The organism is Corynebacterium freneyi (assembly GCF_030408835.1).
In the GTDB taxonomy this organism is placed as follows: Bacteria; Actinomycetota; Actinomycetes; order Mycobacteriales; family Mycobacteriaceae; genus Corynebacterium; species Corynebacterium freneyi.
This window is the reverse complement of the sequence record NZ_CP047357.1, coordinates 537,949-554,711: the sequence shown is the minus strand read 5'-3', so window position 1 is coordinate 554,711 and position 16,763 is coordinate 537,949. Positions and strand designations below refer to the sequence as shown.

The 16,763-nt window shown below is 69.4% G+C and carries 15 protein-coding genes; 10 read left to right on the top strand and 5 right to left on the bottom strand.

Annotation, left to right across the window (positions count from 1 at the left end; all coding sequences use genetic code 11):
* Positions 1-51 precede the first annotated feature (51 nt).
* From CFREN_RS02400 to CFREN_RS02390, 3 genes are read left to right on the top strand one after another with little or no spacing between them, the layout of a single operon-like run.
* On the top strand, positions 52-1,227 hold the full coding sequence (locus CFREN_RS02400; protein ID WP_209654109.1) for an acyl-CoA dehydrogenase family protein: 1,176 nt from the start codon (positions 52-54) through the stop codon (positions 1,225-1,227).
* 49 nt (positions 1,228-1,276) lie between these two features.
* Positions 1,277-2,059 (top strand): enoyl-CoA hydratase family protein, encoded by a 783-nt coding sequence (locus CFREN_RS02395; RefSeq protein ID WP_209654111.1) that lies wholly within the window; start codon positions 1,277-1,279, stop codon positions 2,057-2,059.
* 24 nt (positions 2,060-2,083) lie between these two features.
* A complete protein-coding gene (locus CFREN_RS02390) occupies positions 2,084-2,686 on the top strand; it encodes a TetR/AcrR family transcriptional regulator (RefSeq protein ID WP_070519344.1) in 603 nt (200 codons plus the stop codon).
* A 19-nt stretch (positions 2,687-2,705) separates the two neighbouring features.
* Here the strand turns inward: CFREN_RS02390 and CFREN_RS02385 are convergent, their stop codons facing one another.
* Positions 2,706-3,479 carry an enoyl-CoA hydratase/isomerase family protein gene (locus CFREN_RS02385; protein WP_209654113.1) on the bottom strand — a complete coding sequence of 258 codons (774 nt, stop codon included), beginning with the start codon at positions 3,477-3,479 and terminating at the stop codon, positions 2,706-2,708.
* Between the two features lie 327 nt (positions 3,480-3,806).
* Here CFREN_RS02385 and CFREN_RS02380 point away from each other — a divergent pair, with 327 nt between their 5' ends.
* Both CFREN_RS02380 and CFREN_RS02375 read left to right on the top strand, forming a co-directional pair.
* Entirely contained in the window at positions 3,807-4,568 is a 762-nt protein-coding gene (locus CFREN_RS02380; protein WP_209654115.1) for an FAD-dependent oxidoreductase, read from the top strand.
* Positions 4,565-5,428, top strand: coding sequence for an oxygenase MpaB family protein (locus tag CFREN_RS02375; RefSeq protein WP_035122040.1), 864 nt, complete (start codon positions 4,565-4,567; stop codon positions 5,426-5,428). The genes CFREN_RS02380 and CFREN_RS02375 overlap by 4 nt, the downstream gene beginning before the upstream one ends.
* Before the next feature lie 118 nt (positions 5,429-5,546).
* Here the strand turns inward: CFREN_RS02375 and CFREN_RS02370 are convergent, their stop codons facing one another.
* Complete coding sequence (locus CFREN_RS02370) at positions 5,547-6,599, bottom strand: DUF6114 domain-containing protein (protein WP_209654117.1); 1,053 nt, start codon at positions 6,597-6,599, stop codon at positions 5,547-5,549.
* Positions 6,589-7,164: a DUF6230 family protein gene (locus CFREN_RS02365; protein ID WP_209654119.1), complete on the bottom strand. Its 576-nt coding sequence runs from the start codon at positions 7,162-7,164 to the stop codon at positions 6,589-6,591. Before CFREN_RS02365 ends, CFREN_RS02370 begins: the two co-directional genes overlap by 11 nt.
* A gap of 310 nt (positions 7,165-7,474) precedes the next feature.
* Here CFREN_RS02365 and CFREN_RS02360 point away from each other — a divergent pair, with 310 nt between their 5' ends.
* From CFREN_RS02360 to CFREN_RS02345, 4 genes are read left to right on the top strand one after another with little or no spacing between them, the layout of a single operon-like run.
* Positions 7,475-8,959: a class I adenylate-forming enzyme family protein gene (locus CFREN_RS02360; protein WP_083291149.1), complete on the top strand. Its 1,485-nt coding sequence runs from the start codon at positions 7,475-7,477 to the stop codon at positions 8,957-8,959.
* Positions 8,960-8,993: 34 nt separating this feature from the next.
* Positions 8,994-10,802: a DUF3556 domain-containing protein gene (locus CFREN_RS02355; protein ID WP_209654121.1), complete on the top strand. Its 1,809-nt coding sequence runs from the start codon at positions 8,994-8,996 to the stop codon at positions 10,800-10,802.
* Positions 10,803-12,248, top strand: coding sequence for a phytoene desaturase family protein (locus tag CFREN_RS02350; RefSeq protein WP_209654123.1), 1,446 nt, complete (start codon positions 10,803-10,805; stop codon positions 12,246-12,248). It begins immediately after the preceding gene.
* Positions 12,245-13,474, top strand: a complete 1,230-nt coding sequence (locus tag CFREN_RS02345; protein ID WP_209654126.1) for a PucR family transcriptional regulator — start codon at positions 12,245-12,247, stop codon at positions 13,472-13,474. The genes CFREN_RS02350 and CFREN_RS02345 overlap by 4 nt, the downstream gene beginning before the upstream one ends.
* Before the next feature lie 206 nt (positions 13,475-13,680).
* Here the strand turns inward: CFREN_RS02345 and CFREN_RS02340 are convergent, their stop codons facing one another.
* Complete coding sequence (locus CFREN_RS02340) at positions 13,681-14,607, bottom strand: SDR family oxidoreductase (RefSeq protein ID WP_083291151.1); 927 nt, start codon at positions 14,605-14,607, stop codon at positions 13,681-13,683.
* Between the two features lie 157 nt (positions 14,608-14,764).
* Positions 14,765-15,457: a TetR/AcrR family transcriptional regulator gene (locus CFREN_RS02335; RefSeq protein WP_083291155.1), complete on the bottom strand. Its 693-nt coding sequence runs from the start codon at positions 15,455-15,457 to the stop codon at positions 14,765-14,767.
* A 276-nt stretch (positions 15,458-15,733) separates the two neighbouring features.
* On the opposite strand from CFREN_RS02335, the gene CFREN_RS02330 reads away from it, so the two are divergent.
* On the top strand, positions 15,734-16,729 hold the full coding sequence (locus CFREN_RS02330; protein ID WP_246580163.1) for a cytochrome P450: 996 nt from the start codon (positions 15,734-15,736) through the stop codon (positions 16,727-16,729).
* Positions 16,730-16,763 lie beyond the last annotated feature (34 nt).

Here is a 16,763-nt window from a genome sequence, read left to right as displayed (position 1 = left end):
CCGACGACCTCAACCCCACCCCCCACCACCGCACCCGCAAGGAGACACGACATGGCACGCGAAGCCCACCTCCCCCTGACCGACACCGACGAACGCGCCGCCCTGCGCGAAGCCGTCCGAGCCCTGGGCAACAAGTACGGGCTGGACTACATGATCGACAAGGCCGACACCGGCGAGTACCCGACCGAACTCTGGCGCGAGGCCGGCGAACTCGGCTTCGTCGGCGTCAACCTGCCCGAGGAGTACGGCGGCGGCGGCGCCGGCCTGGCCGAACTGGCCATCGTCGAAGAGGAGCTCGCCGCCTGCGGCACCGGCCTGCTGATGCTCGTCGTCTCGCCGGCCATCGTCGGCTCCATCATCACCGCCTTCGGCACCGACGAGCAGAAGTCCCGCTGGTTGCCCGGCATCGCCTCCGGCGAGTTCATCGCCGCCTTCGGCATCACCGAGGCCGACGCCGGCACCAACAGCCACAACCTCGGCAGCACCGCCCGCAAGGTCGGCGACAAGTGGGTGCTCAACGGCAACAAGACGTTCATCTCCGGCGTCGACCAGGCGGACGCGGTACTGTACGTGGCCACCGTCGTCGACGAGGAGGGCAACCGCGGCAAGCCGGCGCTGTTCATGGTGCCCACCGACGCGCCGGGATTCACCGCCAACCGCATTCCGATGGAGGTCAAGCTCGCCGAGTGGCAGTACTCCCTGTTCCTCGACGACGTGGAGCTGCCGGCGGACGCGCTGATCGGGTCGGCCGACAACGGTCTGCCGCAGCTGTTCATGGGGCTCAACCCGGAGCGGGTCATGGCGTCGGCGATGGCGACGGGCCAGGCCCGGTTCTGCCTCGACCGGGCGGTGTCCTACGCCCGCGAGCGCAACGTGTGGGGCACCCCCATCGGCGCGCACCAGGGCATCTCCCACCCGCTGGCGCAGTGCCACGTGGAGCTGGAGTTGACGCGCCTGATGTGGCAGAAGGCCGCGGCGCTTTACGACGCCGGCCTGCACCGCGAGGCGGCGGACGCGGCGAACATGGCCAAGTACGCGGCCGGCGAAATCTCCGCCAAGTCGCTGGACCAGGCGGTGCAGACCCTCGGCGGCAACGGGTTGTCCACCGAGTACGGGCTCGCCCGCATGTTCGGTGCCTCGCGTCTGCCGCGCATCGCGCCGATCAGCCGCGAGATGCTCCTCAACTACGTGGGCACCAACATCATGGGCCTGCCGAAGAGCTACTGATCACCGCCGACGCCGACGATTTCCGGGGCACCCCCAAGGAGGAGCAGTCATGCCCATCAACTACCGCACCGACGCGGGCGTCGCGTTCATCACGCTCGACGAGCCCGCCAAGCGCAACGCATTGTCCGCCGAGATGATCGGGGAGGTCTCCGACCACCTGGCGGCGGCCGTGGCGGACCCGCACGTCAGGTCCGTGATCATCGATCACGCCGGTTCCACGTTCTGCTCCGGCGCCGACCTGGGGTCGGCGAAGGCCAGCGGCGTCGAGGCCGCGGCGGGCAATTTCCTGGCCCTGCTGCGGTCCATCGTGGCCGCGCCGAAGCCGGTCATCGCGATGGTCGACGGTCATGTCCGCGCCGGCGGGATGGGCCTGCTGTCGGCCTGCGACGTCGCGTTCGTCTCCCCCTCGTCGACGTTCGGGGCCCCGGAGCCGCGCATCGGCGTCGCGCCGGCGCTCATCGCGCTGACCGTGCTGCCGCGGCTGGGTTCGCGGGCCGCGGCCCGGCACCTGCTGTCCGGTGACGTCTTCGACGCTGCGGAGGCCGCCCGGATCGGCCTGGTGACGGAGGTCGCCGACGATCCCGCCGCCGCGGCCGCCGCGTATGCGGCCGATCTGCTGGCCTGTTCGCCGCAGGGGTTGGCGGAAACGAAGGCCCTGCTCAATCATGCGATACTGGAGGCATTCGATCAGCGGGGATCGGAATTGGCCGCGACGTCGTCGAGGCTGTTCGCCAGTTCCGAGGCGAAGGAGGGCATGGCCGCCTTCCTGTCTCGACGCCGCCCCGCATGGGCGGAGCCGACGGACTCGCCCCGCTCACCGGACGACGACTGATCCCGGAAAGGTAACCACGATTTCATGCCGCGCACCCCGAAGCAGGACCGAAGCAAGGAAACGCACCGCAAGCTCGTCGAGGCGACGGTGCACACCCTCGCCACGAGGGGCGTGCCGGCGACCACGGTGAGCCTGGTCGCGGAGAAGGCCGGGGTGTCGCGTGGCGCGGCCCAGCATCATTTCCAGACCCGCGAGACGTTGATCGAGCAGGCGCTGGGCCAGATTTCGGAGGAGCGCACCGAGCAGTTCCGCGAGGCGATCGCCGCATTGGACGTCGGAGAAAACGGTGCGCCGGTCGAGGAGGTCATCCGGCTGGTCATCGACTTCTTCACCGGCGAGCTCTTCCATGCGGCGACGCACGTGTGGTCGGCCGCGGCGAGCGACCCGAATCTGGCGAAGATCATTCTGCCCGCCGAGTCCCGGCTCAATCGCGAGATTTTCGAGCTCACCGCCGAAGCGTTGAAGGCGGACTTGTCCGACAAGCCCACGCGCAGGTTCCTCACCATGCTTTTCGACGTCGCCCGGGGGCTGGGTCTGTCGTCCGTGCTCGTCGATGCCACGGAGCAAAAAGAGCGCGCCGTCGAGGCGCTTTCCCTGGTTCTCGGCCAGATCAAGCGCCTCGACTGACGCGGCGCCACGCTCGGACTCAGCCGCGCTTGGCGCGGGCGACGAAGGCGGCCGCGGCGCGGCGGAATTCCGGGGACGCCAGCAGCTCGGTCTGGGCGGCGCCCTCCCGCTTCAGCGCATCCGACACCTCGTCGCGAACCCCCGCGACGAGGGTCTTCTTCATTTCGGTCATGCCGCGGGCCGGGGCGGCGGCGAGGGTCGATGCGATCGCGTCGATCCTGGCGCCGAGCTCGCCGGTCGGGACGGACTCGGCGACGATGCCGAGCCTGGCCGCCTGGGCGGCGTCGACGGTCTCGCCGAGCATGAGCATCCGCGACGCGACCTGACGGCCCACCAGAGCCGGCAGCAGGTGGCTGACGCCGCCGTCGGGGACGAGACCGAGATGCGCGAACGGGAAGATCAACGTGGCGTCGTCGGCCATCACGGTGATGTCGGATGCGAGGGCCAGCGACGCCCCGAAGCCCGCGGACGGGCCCGTCGCCGCGCACACCACCGGCATGGGTGCCTCGAGAATCGCCCCGATCACCCGCGCGGCGGCTTCCATCACGGCCGCCGGGTCCTGCTTGCCCGATGCGCCGGCGGCGAGATCGGCTCCCACGCACAGCGCGGGGCCGGCGCCCCCGATGACCGCCACGCGGCTTCCCTCCTCGGCGGCGTCGGCCAGCGCCCCGGCGAGCGCGTCGAGCAGCCCCAGATCCACGGCGTTCAACCGCTCCGGTCGATTCAGCGTGATTCGCGTGATGCCATCGCCGTGCTCCACGAGCACCGGCGGATTTTCATTGTTGACCTGCACTTTTACCCCTTTCACGGGTGCTCCGTCGAATTTCGGGCGGGGTGCGCGCGGACTCGATGCGACTCGTCCGACTGGCTCGGACTCCACCGGCCCACGTGGACGACCCCGGCCCGAGCAAATCCAATCATGCATGATCGCTTCGGCCGCCGCCAGGATTCTCCCCGCAAACACGACCATGATTCGACATTTCGGCATGACAGGGGCGTGATTGTGCATTCGAAACAAAAAACGCCCCCAACGATGTGCATGAAAACTCTGGCCAAAACAATCGCCCGCGCCTAAACTGACCGCAAATATGACGCAGATCACTTCCAGGGAGGCAGCGGAATGCACAAACCCTATCGACGGCCCACGGTCGCCGTCATCGGAGCGGGCCCGGCCGGATGCGCGGCAGCGGCGGACTGCGCTTTCTCCGGATTCGACGTAACGCTCGTCGAGGCTACCGACGAGATCGGCGGCGCCGCCGCACGTCCGGGCGGCCCGGCGCCGTCGAAGCGGCTGCGTTTCCGCACGCCGTACCTCGACCGCAAGGCCGTCGACGGCACCGCCGCCGGCTTCCGCGCCCATCTGCGGGAAGCCCTGGACGCCGCCGGAGCCGACGTCCGGTTGCGGACCGAAGCGCGATCCGCCGCCTTCGACCACGACACCGGACAGTGGCGGGTCGCCGTCGTCACGCCCGCCGGGGACGACGTCGTGCGCGCCGACGTACTCATCCGGGCCACCGGCGGCGACACCGTCCTCGACATCGATCCGGGCTCGGGCCGAATCCTCGACGCCGAGCCCCGGCTCCACAGGGCCATCGAGGTCGTGGGGGCACCCAACCTCCTGTTCGTCGATGCCCCGGTGACGGGACTCAGCACCCGCCGCCCGCTGGACATCGCCGAAGCTCGAGCGGACCACGCCCGCCGCTACATCCGGGCCCTGGAGATCCGGGGCCCCGGCGCCTTCACGGTGCGCGCCTCCAACTGGCACGCGAGCCCGCCGGATCGCCGCCACCAGATCCGGGACCTCGGAACCATCGACGCCGCGTCCCACTCGTTCGCACCCGCCGCCTCACCGATTCCCGAAGCCAGATTGGAAAACCGATGACCAACCACCTCAGCGACCGCGACCTCGCCCTGCAGGACACCGACCTGCCGCAGCTCGGCCCCGACACCGTCCTGTGGCGGCGCTTCGGCGACTGGCGGTCGACGTTCGCCGCCCTGTACGCGGGCCTGCTCCAGATCACCCACGAGGACGTCTCCACGGCCCTCGTCCAACACTCCAACGTCTTCGACAACGAAGTGGCGCGACTGCTGCGCTCCGCGTTCCCGATCATCCGCACGGTCTACGAAGGCGAAGAAGTCGGCGCCATGATCCGCGACTACCACCGGGACATCAAGGGGCACCGCAACGACGGTTCGCGGTACCACTCGCTCGACCCGGCGGTCTACTACTGGGCCCATGCGACGTTCGCCGCCATGCCGTATGCGCTGGCCGGCAACTTCATGCCGCCCATGACCGACGAAGAAAAGGAGCGCCTGTTCCAGGAAAGCCGGGCCTGGTACCGGCTCTACGGCGTCTCCGAGCCCGAAGGCGCGCCCCGCACCTACGCGGAGTACCAGGAGTACTTCGACCGCGTGGTCGACGGGCAGCTGGACCGACAGGAAACCGTCGACCGCTCCCGCATCGTCCGCGCCCTCACCCTGGACAGCCCGCTGCCGTGGCTGCCCGAGTGGGCCTGGCGCCCGATCGCCCCCGGCATGAGGGCGCTGCTCTTCTGGGTCGCCGTGGGACTGCTGCCCGAAACCCTGCGCCGCAAGCTCGGCTGGTCGTGGACGCGTTCCGACGCCATCCGGTTCACCTTGTTCTCCCGCGCCGTCCGCGGCATCTTCACCGTGCTGCCCCGCCGGGTCCGCATGGTCCCCATCGCCGAACGCGCGTTCCGCCGCCACGAGAACCCCCGCTGATCCGCCCGGCGCGCCGTCACCGCCTTCTCTTGACGGCGGGCGCCGAGCACGGCGAAAGGCCCCTCCCCGAAAATCATCCGGGGAGGGGCTTCGTCGTCACGCGTCGGCGGTGGGCCGGTCAGGTTCGCAGATCTATTCCGGTGACGTCGAGCGCGCCGCCGAGTCCGTAGAGGCCCACGACATCCATGCGCACGTTCCGCAGGGCCACCCGGTCCATGATCTCGCCCGGCAGCGGAATCAGCGGCAGGCCCAGCGCCGCCAGGCCGGGCTCGGGAACGCCCGAGACGTCGACGCTGACCGGCACCGTCGACGCCCCCTCCACCGCCGGGATCGCGGAAAGGGACGCGGTGCGCAAAATGACGGGGGCCCCGGTCAGCACGGTCTTCGCGTCGGAGGGGGTGCGAAGTACGCCCTGTCCGAGGGGGCCGGGGATGTCGACGGCGAGTCCGTCGGCCTCGACCCGCTCGGCGCGCAGCTCGATGACGTCGACCGGCCCCGCGGTGGTCTCGACCGTGTCCACGGTGACCCGAACATCGCCCGAGACGACGACCTCTTCGGCCATCACCACGCCCGTCGTGCCCGCGGGAAGCAGGAGCTCACTCGGCTCGGCCCGCGCCTTCGGACCGGTCGCGACGGCGACCACCGCCGTCGACGCGACCGCCAGCGAAGCCGCCACCGCGGCACCGGACCGCGCGGTTCTCTTCTTCCGGTGCTTGCCCCGCCGGTTCACCGGTTCCGCGTCCTCCCACGCCAGCAACAGTCCGCCGCCGATGACGCCGAACAGGGTGCCCACGACGAAGCCGCCGATGTTCGACGTCGGCAGGGCGATGACGGCGAAGATGATCGCCAGCACCCCGAGGTGGAGGTGCACCGCCGGCCGCATCCAGGCCGTGATGCCCAGCAAAACGAGAATGGTGCCGATGACCAGCGTGGAAACGCCCGACACCGTCGAGATCATCACCAGGATGTCCGCGACCTTGAAGGTCAAATAGGCCGGGATCATGATGACGACCCCCGAGATGATCACGAGCAGGCCCGGCAGGAACGGCCGGTCGGATCGCCACGCGGCGAATCGGCGGCGTCGGTCGGCGGGCGCATCCTCGACCGAGTGGCTTTCCTCGTGCACGACCGGGTGGCTTTCCTCGTGTACGGAATCGTCGTCAGCAGCCACCTTCGTGCCCCTTCTTCACTCCGATGTCGAAACCGGACGCGGTCAGGCTCCCGGCCCCGACCGAGGAAGCCCGGATCTCCTGCGCCTGCACCGACACGCCGTGGGAGGCGATGCCCCACGCATTGGCGGGAGCCGCCCCGTCGACCTGGCTGGCGTCGATGCCGATCTGCGGGTTGTCCAGGACGAGGTTGCCGCGCAGGACCGTCGCCCCCACGACGAGGTCGGTGGCCTGCACCGTGTTTTCCCCCGGCACCTTGAGCACGAAGATCGCGTCGCCGACGCCGGGGAGACCCCGCAGGGGCGCCGAAACGCACAGATCCGATGCGGAGGCGGTGCCGAAACGCAGCTTCGACGCCGGGATCGTGCCGTCGGGCAGCTCCTCGCCTCCGACGAAGAGCGAGAAATCTTCGCCGTCGAGGTTGCCCATGGACACATTGAAGATCGTCCCGGACAGCGCGAGGTTGGCCGTCAGCCCGCCCTGCGCCACGGCGACGCCGGTGCCCCCGGCAAGGGCCAGCCCGACGCCGACGCCGAGCACGGCCCGCAGTGGATTGATCCGTCCCATGTTCTTCCCTCCGGCCCGACCGAGCGGGCCATGTCGAATCGGCGACCCATAGCTCGCCATCTTATGATGTGCCTCACACTTTTGGGGCGAAACTAGCACCCCACGAGCCGTTTAACAAGCACTTGTGCCGGATTTTTTCCGCGCCCATCCTCCCGCGTGCCGACGAAAAGGGCGATGCCGAACCCGCTTGTGCATCATGCACAGTTTTTATCGAAAAACTTTAACCCGGACGCACTAACTCACGGCTCCAACCAGGGCATATAATCCATCATCACCCATCGGATATGACCCACGTCACATTGGAGTTTTCATGACCGACATCGCCCAGTACCTCCCCTGGCACCCGTCGCACGCCACCGACACGCGAATCCGCCTCACCGACAAGCGCCAATCAATCACCGGTGCAGCATTTGCGGAACAGGTCGACGCGGTCGCCACCCAGCTCCTCGACAACGGCGTGAAGCGAGGAGACGTCGTGGCCACGTTCCTGTCCAACCGCATCGAGCTGCTCACGGTCATCTGCGCGGCATGGCGGATCGGAGCGGCAGTCACGCCGCTGAACCCCACGTTCACCGCGAACGAATCCTCCTACCAGGTGGAGGACAGCTCGGCGCGGCTCGTCGTCGCCGAAGACGACATCGCCGCCGACGACCCCGAAGCACGCTTCCCCGGCGCCGTCGTGCTTCCGGTGTCGCAGCTGCGCACCAGCATCCCCGAGGGCGCCGACCTCCCCGCCCCGAGCACCGCCGGCGACGACATCGCGTTCATCATCTACACCTCCGGATCCACCGGACGGCCCAAGGGCGTCCTGCTCGACCACGCCAACGTCGACGCGATGTCGCTCGACATGAACGAAGTCGTCGGCATGACCGGCGACGAACACGCGCTGATGATCCTGCCGCTGTTCCACTCCAACGCGCTGCTCGCGGGATTCCTCGCGCCGTTCCGCGGCGGCGGGCGCATCACCATCGAACCGCGCTTCGACCCGGCCACCTTCGTCGAGGCGGTGCAGACGGCGCAGCCGACCTACTTCTCCGCGGTGCCGGCGATCTACTCCTACCTGCTGGCACTGCCGGACGACGTCGACGCGGACTTCTCCAGCCTCCGGTTCGCCATCTGCGGAGCGGCGCCGGCGAGCATCGAAATGCTGCTGGCCTTCGAAGAGCGATTCCGGGTCCGGGTGCTCACGGGATACGGCCTCACCGAGGGCACGTGCGTCAGCACCGTCATGCGCCCCACGGACGAACCGCGTTCCGGCTCCGTCGGCAAGCCCCTGCCGAGGCAGGAAGTCCGCATCGCGGACGAAAACGGAGGCTTCGCGCCCGCCGGCGTGCGCGGCGAAGTGCTCATCAAGGGCCCCAACGTCATGCGCGGATACCTCAACCGACGGGAAGACACCGACGCGTCCTTCCGCGACGGATGGCTCCGCACCGGAGACGTCGGAATCATCGACGACGACGGGTTCCTCAGCATCGTCGACCGGATCAAGCACCTCATCATCCGCGGCGGCGAGAACCTCTACCCCTCGGAAATCGAAGCCGCGCTGACCAGCCACGGCGACATCGCCGAAGCCGCCGTCGTCGCCGCACCCCACCCGGTCCTCAACGAAATCCCCATCGCCTACGTCACCGGCACCCCGGACCTCGACGACCTGCGCGCCCACATCTCCGCCCGACTGGCCAAGGTCAAGCTGCCCGAGTCGATCCACGTACTGCCCGACCTGCCCCGCAACCCCGTCGGCAAGGTCGACAAGATCGCCCTGACGGAAATGGCCGCGGCCGCAGTCGCGCGCTGACGCCCGCCGCCACCCGACACCAAAGGAGACGCACATGTCCCTGATGAAACCGGAACTCATCGACGTCGCCCTCGACGAGTACAAGCGCCTGCCCCTCCTCCAGCGCATCCGCCTCCAGGCCACCGACTGGGCCGAACGCGGCCTCGGCTCGCCGTCGGCGGCCCCGCTGTTCTACGTGATCAAGATCGCCGCCTGGCTCCTCCTCGGCGGCTGGATCGCCGTCGCCTCCTCGGGCCTCGGGTCCCTGTGGGACTACCACGACTGGTGGGCCGAGCCGATCGTCTACCAGAAGCTCCTGCTCTGGGCGATCCTCTGGGAGGCGCTGAGCATCGGCGCCGCCTCCGGTCCCGCGATGTTCCACTTCTGGCCCCCGATGGCCGGCGTGTTCCACTGGGTGCGCCCCGGCACGGTGCGGCGCCCACCGTGGGGCGGCAAGATTCCGCTGACCTCCGGTGATCGCCGGACCATCGTCGACGTGATCCTCTACCTGGCCGTGCTTGCGACCCTCGTCGCCGGCCTGGCCATGAAGGGCGTGGAATCCGCCGAGCTGACGGCGGTGCTGCCCGACGCCGACGACGGCGTCCTGCCCACGCTCGCCTTCGCCATGCCGATGGTGGCGCTGGTGCTGCTGGGCGCACGCGACCAGGTTCCGTTCCTGGCCGCCCGCGCCGACCAGTACCTGCCGCTGCTGCTGTTCGGCGTGGTCCTCGGCCCCGTCAACTTCATGATCGCCGCCAAGTGCCTCATCGTCGTGGTGTGGATGGGCGCCGCCATCGCGAAGATCGGTCCGCACTTCTCGTACGTCATCGGCCCGATGATGTCGAGCACCCCCTACATGGTGTTCCCGAAGATCAACCGACTGTTCTACCGCGACGCCCGCAACGACCTGAACCCCTCGCGGGTGTCGCACCTGATCGGCCACGGCCTGGGCACGGTCGTAGAGATCGTCGCGCCGCTGCTGCTGCTCTTCGCCGTCGATCCGGTACTCGCCGCCATCGGCGCGGTGATGATCATGGGCATGCACGTCTTCATCACGTCGACGATTCCGCTGGCGGTGCCGATCGAGTGGAACATCCACTTCCTCGTCATCACCCCGTTGCTGTTCTTCGGGTTCCCCGCCTGGGACGGGTTCGGCGTCGGTGATCTGTCGTCGCCGTGGGTCGCGCTGTTCATCGCGCTGGTGGTGCTGCCCCTGCCCATCCTGGGCAACCTGCGCCCGGACATCGTGTCGTTCCTGTTCGCGATGCGCCAGTACTCGGGCAACTGGGCGACGACGATGTGGGCCTTCGGGCCGAACGCCCTGCGCCGGCTGTACGACGAGTTCCCCGCCGCGACCGGCAACCAGGAGGACGTTCTGGCCAAGCTGTACGGCGAGGAGGCCGCGGTCAAGCTGCTGGAGAAGGCGATCGCGTTCCGCTCCATGCATTCGCAGGGTCGCGCCATGCTGTCGCTGCTCGTCCGCGAGCTTGGCGACGACCTCGAGAAGTACACGCTGCGCGAGGGCGAGAACATCTGCGGTTGGGCCTTGGGCTGGAACTTCGGCGACGGCCACCTGCACGGTCCCCACTTCATGCATACTGTGCAAAAGCACATGAACTACGCCCCCGGCGAGGTCGTCGCGGTGTGCGTCGAATCCCAGCCGATCCACCGCGCCACCCAGCGGTACAAGGTCGTCGATTTGGCTCTGGGAGTCATCGAGGAGGGCACGTTCCGGGTGCGGGACGCGGTGTCGACGCAGCCGTGGTTGCCCGACGGCCCCATTCCGTTCTCCCCCGATGCCCCGTACCGCAACCGGGCCCTGGTTTCCGAGCGGGAGCGCGTCTCTCGAAAGGAAAGGATCTAGATGACCCCCACCGCCACAGTCGTCGGCAGCGGCCCCAATGGGTTGGCCGCGGCCATCACGCTGGCGCGCGCGGGCGTGGACGTCACCGTGTTGGAGGCGGCGTCCACGCCGGGCGGGGGGATGCGCAGCGCGGACGTGACCGGGGCGGGGGTCGTTTCCGACGTGTGTTCGGCCGTGCATCCCCTGGCGGTGGCCAGTCCTTTCTTCACGGGCGCGAATCTCGGCGCCCACGGTCTGGAGTTCGCGTGGCCGGAGGTCGATCTCGCGCATCCGCTTGACGACGGCACCGCCGGAGTCCTGTACCGCGACATCGACGCAACGGCCGCAGGGCTCGGGGCCGATGGTCCGATGTGGAAGCGGACGTTCGGTCCCTTCGCCGCCAACTTCGCCGATTTGGCCTCCGATGCCCTCGACTCGCCCGTGCACCTGCCCCGGCACCCCGTGTTGTTCGGTTTGTTCGGGGCCAATGCGGCCCTGCCGGCGTCGATGTCCTGGCGCCGGTGGCGCACGCCCCAGGCCCGCGCACTGTTCACCGGCGTCGCCGCCCACGCCATGAGTCGGCTGGACACCCCGATGAGTTCATCGGTGGGCATGCTGCTGACCGCGTCCGCCCATGCGCGGGGATGGCCCGTCGCCGTCGGCGGTTCGGGGGCGATCGCCGAGGCCATGGTCGCGGAACTGGAGAGTCGCGGCGGCCGGATCGAAACCGGGCGCACCGTCCGATCGATCGACGAGCTGGGCGACAGCGACGTCGTCATGCTCGACGTCAGCCCCCGCAACGCCCTGTCCATTCTCGGCCGCAACCGGGTGCCCCGCCGTCAACGCCGGGCCTACGGGAAATACCGCCACGGCATGGCGGCGTTCAAGGTGGACTTCGTCATCGACGGCGACGTTCCGTGGACCAACGCGGATTGCCGTCGCGCCGGCACGGTGCACCTGGGCGGAACCGCCGAGGAGGTCGCCGCCGCGGAGAAGATGAGCGCCGGCGGCGTCATGCCGGACCAGCCCTTCGTGCTGGTCGGTCAGCAGTACCTGGCCGACCCGTCCCGATCGTCGGGAACGCTCAACCCCCTGTGGAGTTACGCCCACGTCCCGCAGGGATTCCGCGGCGACGCCACCGAAGCGATCATCGCCCAGATCGAACGCTTCGCCCCCGGATTCCGCGACATCATCGTGTCGCGTAACTCGATGTCCACCGGCGACTTGGAGAACTACAACGCCAACTACGTCGGCGGGGACATCCTCGGCGGCCATTCCGGCGTCACCCAGCTACTCGCCCGCCCGGTGCTGTCGCCGGACCCGTACCACGCGGGGCTCCCCGGCGCCTACCTGTGCTCGGCGTCGACCCCGCCCGGCGCCGGCGTGCACGGCATGTGCGGCGCCAACGCCGCGGCCCGGGCGCTGTCCGAGCTCGCCGGAGGGCGGGTGCGGAAGACCGGGCGATGACGATGGACGAGATGCTGCGCATCGTCGGTGATGCCGTGACGGAGCTGACGGACGCGACCTTCGCCGAGGACACGGCCGATCGGCTCATCGTCGCCACGCTCCCCCCGTCGGATTCCGACTGGGCCGCGGTGCGCGAACCGCTCCGCGCAAGCATCCGGGCGGTCATCGGGCGCTTCGGCGAGCTGCTCAGCACCGGCGAAGACCCCTGGACGCCGAGCGCCCCGAAGGCCGCGCTCGACTACGCCCGACTGCTCGCCCGGCAGGGCATTCCCCTGTCGACCCTGCTCCTCCAGTACCACCAGTCCCACAATGCGGTGGAACGGGAGCTTCTGCAGATCGTCCACGACGCCGCGCAGCCGCTGCCGTCCGACGAACTGTTCAGCTTCCTCGGCCACCTGCGCCGGTTGACCGATTCGTTCATCACCGCGATGACGGCCGACGTCACCCGGGCCTACGAAACCGAGGCCACCGCACTGCCGATACCCGGCAACGCGGAACACCTGAGGAAGGTCCTCGACGTTCTCGGGGCGGCGCACGCCGCCGACGACATCGGCGGTTACCCCATGGCCGGCCGACACATGGCCCTCGTTTTCCACCCCTCCGCGAACGGCGACGGCGAGATCGATCCGGTACTGGTCAAGTCCGCGTCCCGAACCATCGCCGACGCGGTTGGTTCGCATTCCGCTCCGCTCATCGTCGTCCCCGGCAGCACGGAAGCCTGGGCCTGGTGCACGGTGCCGTCGGCGCAGCCCGGCCCGGGCGCCCCGAAGGTTCCCGAGCAGCCCGGACTGCGCATCGCCGTGGGCCCGTCGTCCCCCGGCATCGAGGGATTCCGGTTGAGCCACCGTCGCGCTCAGCGATGCTCGTCGCTGTTCGGTGCCATCGCATTCGACGTCGCCGTCGTCGACGACCGGGAACCGGGAACGGCGACCGCGGCCGCGTTCGTCGACAGGCTCGCCGACGCCGCGGATTTCGTCCGCGCGACGCTGGGTCCCCTGGCCCACGACGATGCGGACCGCGACGTGCTCAGGCAGACGGTGCGGGCGTACCTCGCCTCCGGCGTGGGCGGCGCCGCAGAGTCGTTGCTCGTGCATCGCAACACCGTCAAGTACCGCCTCGACCGGGTCCGGGAGGTCGCCGATGCGGAGACCATCGCGACTCCGGAGTTCCGCGTCGCCCTGGAATTGGCGCACTGGTACGGGCCGAAGGTGCTCGCCCAAGACTGAGTTTCCGGAAAACGGAGCCTCCCCGGAGCCTCCGCCGAGGGGGAAGGAAATGCGAAAACCACCGGAGCTCCGGTGGTTTTTTCAGTGATTGTCAGTCGCATTCTCCTGGGCGGGAAATACGCCGACTCCGCCGACGCGGTTCAGGGGTGCGTCGGCGGAGCCGAGGGGAGGTCTCCGTTGCCCGGGGGCGGTGGGGCCTAGAGGAACTAGAGGAAAAGGTCGAGGTTCAGGGGCTCTTCGCCGCCGTAGCCGGACAGATCCTCGACGCCGGCCGAACGCAGCACGTCGGCGTCGACGAGGGTGTGGCCGTTGACCGTGCCCCGCTCGGAGGCGAGGATGGCGACGGCCGCGTCAGCCATGATCTGCGGCGTGCGGGAGTGCCGGATCGCTTCGTCGCCGCCCAGGCCCTGGGTGTTGGCCACCGCTGCGGTGGCGATGGTCGTTTCCGGCCACAGGCAGTTGGCGGACACGGCGCCGCCGAATTCGTGCGCCCAGCCGAGGGTCAGGATGGTCATGCCGAACTTGCTCAAAGAGTAGGCGGGGAAGTTGCCCAGCCACCCGGGCTCCAGGTTCACCGGCGGCGACAGCGTGAGCACGTGGGGGTTGTCCGACTTGGCCAGGTGCGGCAGTGCAGCCTGGACCAGGGAGAACGTGCCGCGGGAGTTGATGTCCATCATGAGGTCGTAGCGCTTGAGCGGCAGCACCGGCGTGGGGCTGAGATTGATCGCGCTGGCGTTGTTGACCACCATGTCGATGCGCCCGAACTCCGCGATGGTCGCTTCCACGAAACCCTTGACGTCGTCGTCGGAACGAATGTCGCCGACGTAGGGCAGCACGCGGCCACCGGCCTCGCGGATGGCTTCGGCGGCGGTGTGGATGGTGCCGGGGATGCGGGGGTCCGGCTCGGCGGTCTTGGCCATGATGGCGATGTCCGCGCCGTGGCGGGCCGCGGCGAGCGCGATCTCGAGGCCGATGCCGCGCGAGCCACCGGACATCAGGAGGACTTTCCCGGCGAAGGCATCCGCCGCGGGCTGCCGGAGGGGCAGCTGCGCGGTGCCCGCGCGAAGCTCGTCGATGGCGGGGGAAGGTTCGGTGGGCAATGCGGGACGGGACGGAATCTGCGGTTCGGCCATGGAAGTCGCCTCCTGCGATCGTGGATCGTGCGGGCGGGAAGGACAGTCAAACCCGCACTGAGATTGTGACGGGGGTCATACTATCGCCATTAATACAATCAGTCAAGACTGCTTGTTTTTCTCCGGGGCGCATCCGCGCAGATGATTCCCCACCGCGCTACGTCGCCGAGGGCTCCTCGTCGTCCTCCCCCAGCGTTCCCGCTGTGCGGGGCCCGCCGCCGAGGGAGGCCCGGGCAATGTCGCCGATGTCCGGGTCATCGCCCTTCTGCAACCCCACCGCCCCGATGGCCATGTCCATCGCAGCGGTGCGCACGGCATCGGCGCCGGCCCAGCGGACCACGTGGCGCGACGAGTTGATCAGGCCGGCGGCGAGCTGCACGCGGACGCGGGCGTCGGACTCCGTCAGCTCCGGCTTCGCCCGCCGCGCTGCGTCGACCCACATCGACATGTACATCCGCTGCAACGAGCGGACCTTGTCCCGCTGCTGCGGGGCGAGGTTGCCGATCTCGCGTTCCTGCACTCGAATGCGGTCGGGTTCGGTCACCGCGAACTCCACGTGGAAGCTCAGCAGCTCCCGCAACGTGCGGTCCGCCTCCCACTCCTCGGTCCGCGCCCGGTCCATCACGGCCCGGGCGCCGTCGACGAGGCGGACGGAGATGTCGACCAGAATCTGGGCGAGCATGTCGTCTTTCCCCGTGACGTACCGGTACAGGCCCGGCCCGGAGATGCCGACGACCTGGCCGACGTCTTCGAGCCTGGTGACGTGGAATCCGCGGTCGGCGATCATCGCGGCGGCGGCGGCGATGATTTCCGCGTGCCGCCGTTCCCTGAGTTCGGCTCGACGTGACATGCCGGTCATCATAGGTGGCCTACGCCACATTCGGTGAACATTGGGTAACCGGGACCCGGGCGGGCCGCGCCGGACCGACGTATCGTGGGAGCCGACCGTCAAATACGCATCGATGAAGGGACTTTGAAATGGCCGGAACGACCCCCTCCCCCCGAGTCCCGGTGCCCGGTCGGGCGCGGGCCGGACGGCACATGGGCCCTGCGGGGCCACACCGAGGTGGAGGCCGCGGCACGCGACCCGCGGCGATTCTCCAGCGCGGCATCCTCGCACCTCAACGTGCCCAACGGCATGGACGGCGACGAGCACCGGCGGTTCCGGGCGGTCATCGACCGGCACTTGGCCGATGACGTGATCCGCCCCCTGGAGCCGTCGATCCGGCACATCGCCGACGACGCGGCCGCCCGGCTCGTCGAGGGCCCCGCCTCGGGCGTGGAGCTGGTCCGGGAATTCGGCCGCCGCGTGGCGGTGCGCTCCCAGTGCGAATGGCTCGGCTGGCCCGACTCCCTCGACGCCACGCTGACCGGGTGGATGGACGACAACCATGCGGCGACCCGCTCCGGCGATCGCCGGCGCACCGCCGAGGTCGCCCGCCGGTTCGACGAGATCATCCGCGGGATCCTCGCCGACAAGGAACCGGACGGGGGCGCGGGCGCCGATCCCACGTCCCGCCTGATGGCGGACCGGGTCGAGGATCCCTCCGCGCCCGGCGGCTCGCGTCCCCTGACGACCGAGGAGATCGTTTCCATCCTGCGCAACTGGACCGCGGGCGACCTCGGCTCCATCGCGGCGTCGATCGGCGTGGTGGGCCAATACCTCGCCGCCCGACCGGAGCTGCAGGACCGCATGCGCGCCTGGGCCGCCGACGAGACCGCCCACGCCGCCGAACTGGACGCGGCGATCGACGAGATCCTGCGCATCGACGACCCCTTCCCCGCCAACCGCCGCGTCACCACCGCCGACGTCGAGGTCGGCGACGCGGTCATCCCGTCCGGGTCGCGCGTCGAGCTGGATTGGATCGCCGCCAATCGCGACGCGGACGTCTTCGGCGACCCCGACGAATTCCGGCCGGAGGCCAACGCCGCCGCCAACCTCGTCTACGGCACCGGCCCCCACGTGTGCCCGGGCCGGTTGATCTCCACCATCGAAATCCGCTGCGCCATCGCCGCGCTGCTGCGGGCGACGGGGTCGTTCCGCCTCGACGGCGACCGGCCGTCGGAACGCGAGGAACGTCCCGCCGGAGGATGGCGGACCGTCCACCTCGTGCTGGGCTGACGCACGGCCACGCACGAAAAAGCGGCCCCCGGGT

Bases quoted from the DNA above. Each gene is read 5' to 3' on its own strand.
- CFREN_RS02400 (WP_209654109.1), top strand. From the start codon at position 52: ATGGCACGCGAAGCCCACCTCCCCCTGACCGACACCGACGAACGCGCC.
- CFREN_RS02395 (WP_209654111.1), top strand. From the start codon at position 1,277: ATGCCCATCAACTACCGCACCGACGCGGGCGTCGCGTTCATCACGCTC.
- CFREN_RS02390 (WP_070519344.1), top strand. From the start codon at position 2,084: ATGCCGCGCACCCCGAAGCAGGACCGAAGCAAGGAAACGCACCGCAAG.
- CFREN_RS02380 (WP_209654115.1), top strand. From the start codon at position 3,807: ATGCACAAACCCTATCGACGGCCCACGGTCGCCGTCATCGGAGCGGGC.
- CFREN_RS02375 (WP_035122040.1), top strand. From the start codon at position 4,565: ATGACCAACCACCTCAGCGACCGCGACCTCGCCCTGCAGGACACCGAC.
- CFREN_RS02365 (WP_209654119.1), bottom strand. From the start codon at position 7,164: ATGGGACGGATCAATCCACTGCGGGCCGTGCTCGGCGTCGGCGTCGGG.
- CFREN_RS02360 (WP_083291149.1), top strand. From the start codon at position 7,475: ATGACCGACATCGCCCAGTACCTCCCCTGGCACCCGTCGCACGCCACC.
- CFREN_RS02355 (WP_209654121.1), top strand. From the start codon at position 8,994: ATGTCCCTGATGAAACCGGAACTCATCGACGTCGCCCTCGACGAGTAC.
- CFREN_RS02350 (WP_209654123.1), top strand. From the start codon at position 10,803: ATGACCCCCACCGCCACAGTCGTCGGCAGCGGCCCCAATGGGTTGGCC.
- CFREN_RS02345 (WP_209654126.1), top strand. From the start codon at position 12,245: ATGACGATGGACGAGATGCTGCGCATCGTCGGTGATGCCGTGACGGAG.
- CFREN_RS02340 (WP_083291151.1), bottom strand. From the start codon at position 14,607: ATGGCCGAACCGCAGATTCCGTCCCGTCCCGCATTGCCCACCGAACCT.
- CFREN_RS02335 (WP_083291155.1), bottom strand. From the start codon at position 15,457: ATGTCACGTCGAGCCGAACTCAGGGAACGGCGGCACGCGGAAATCATC.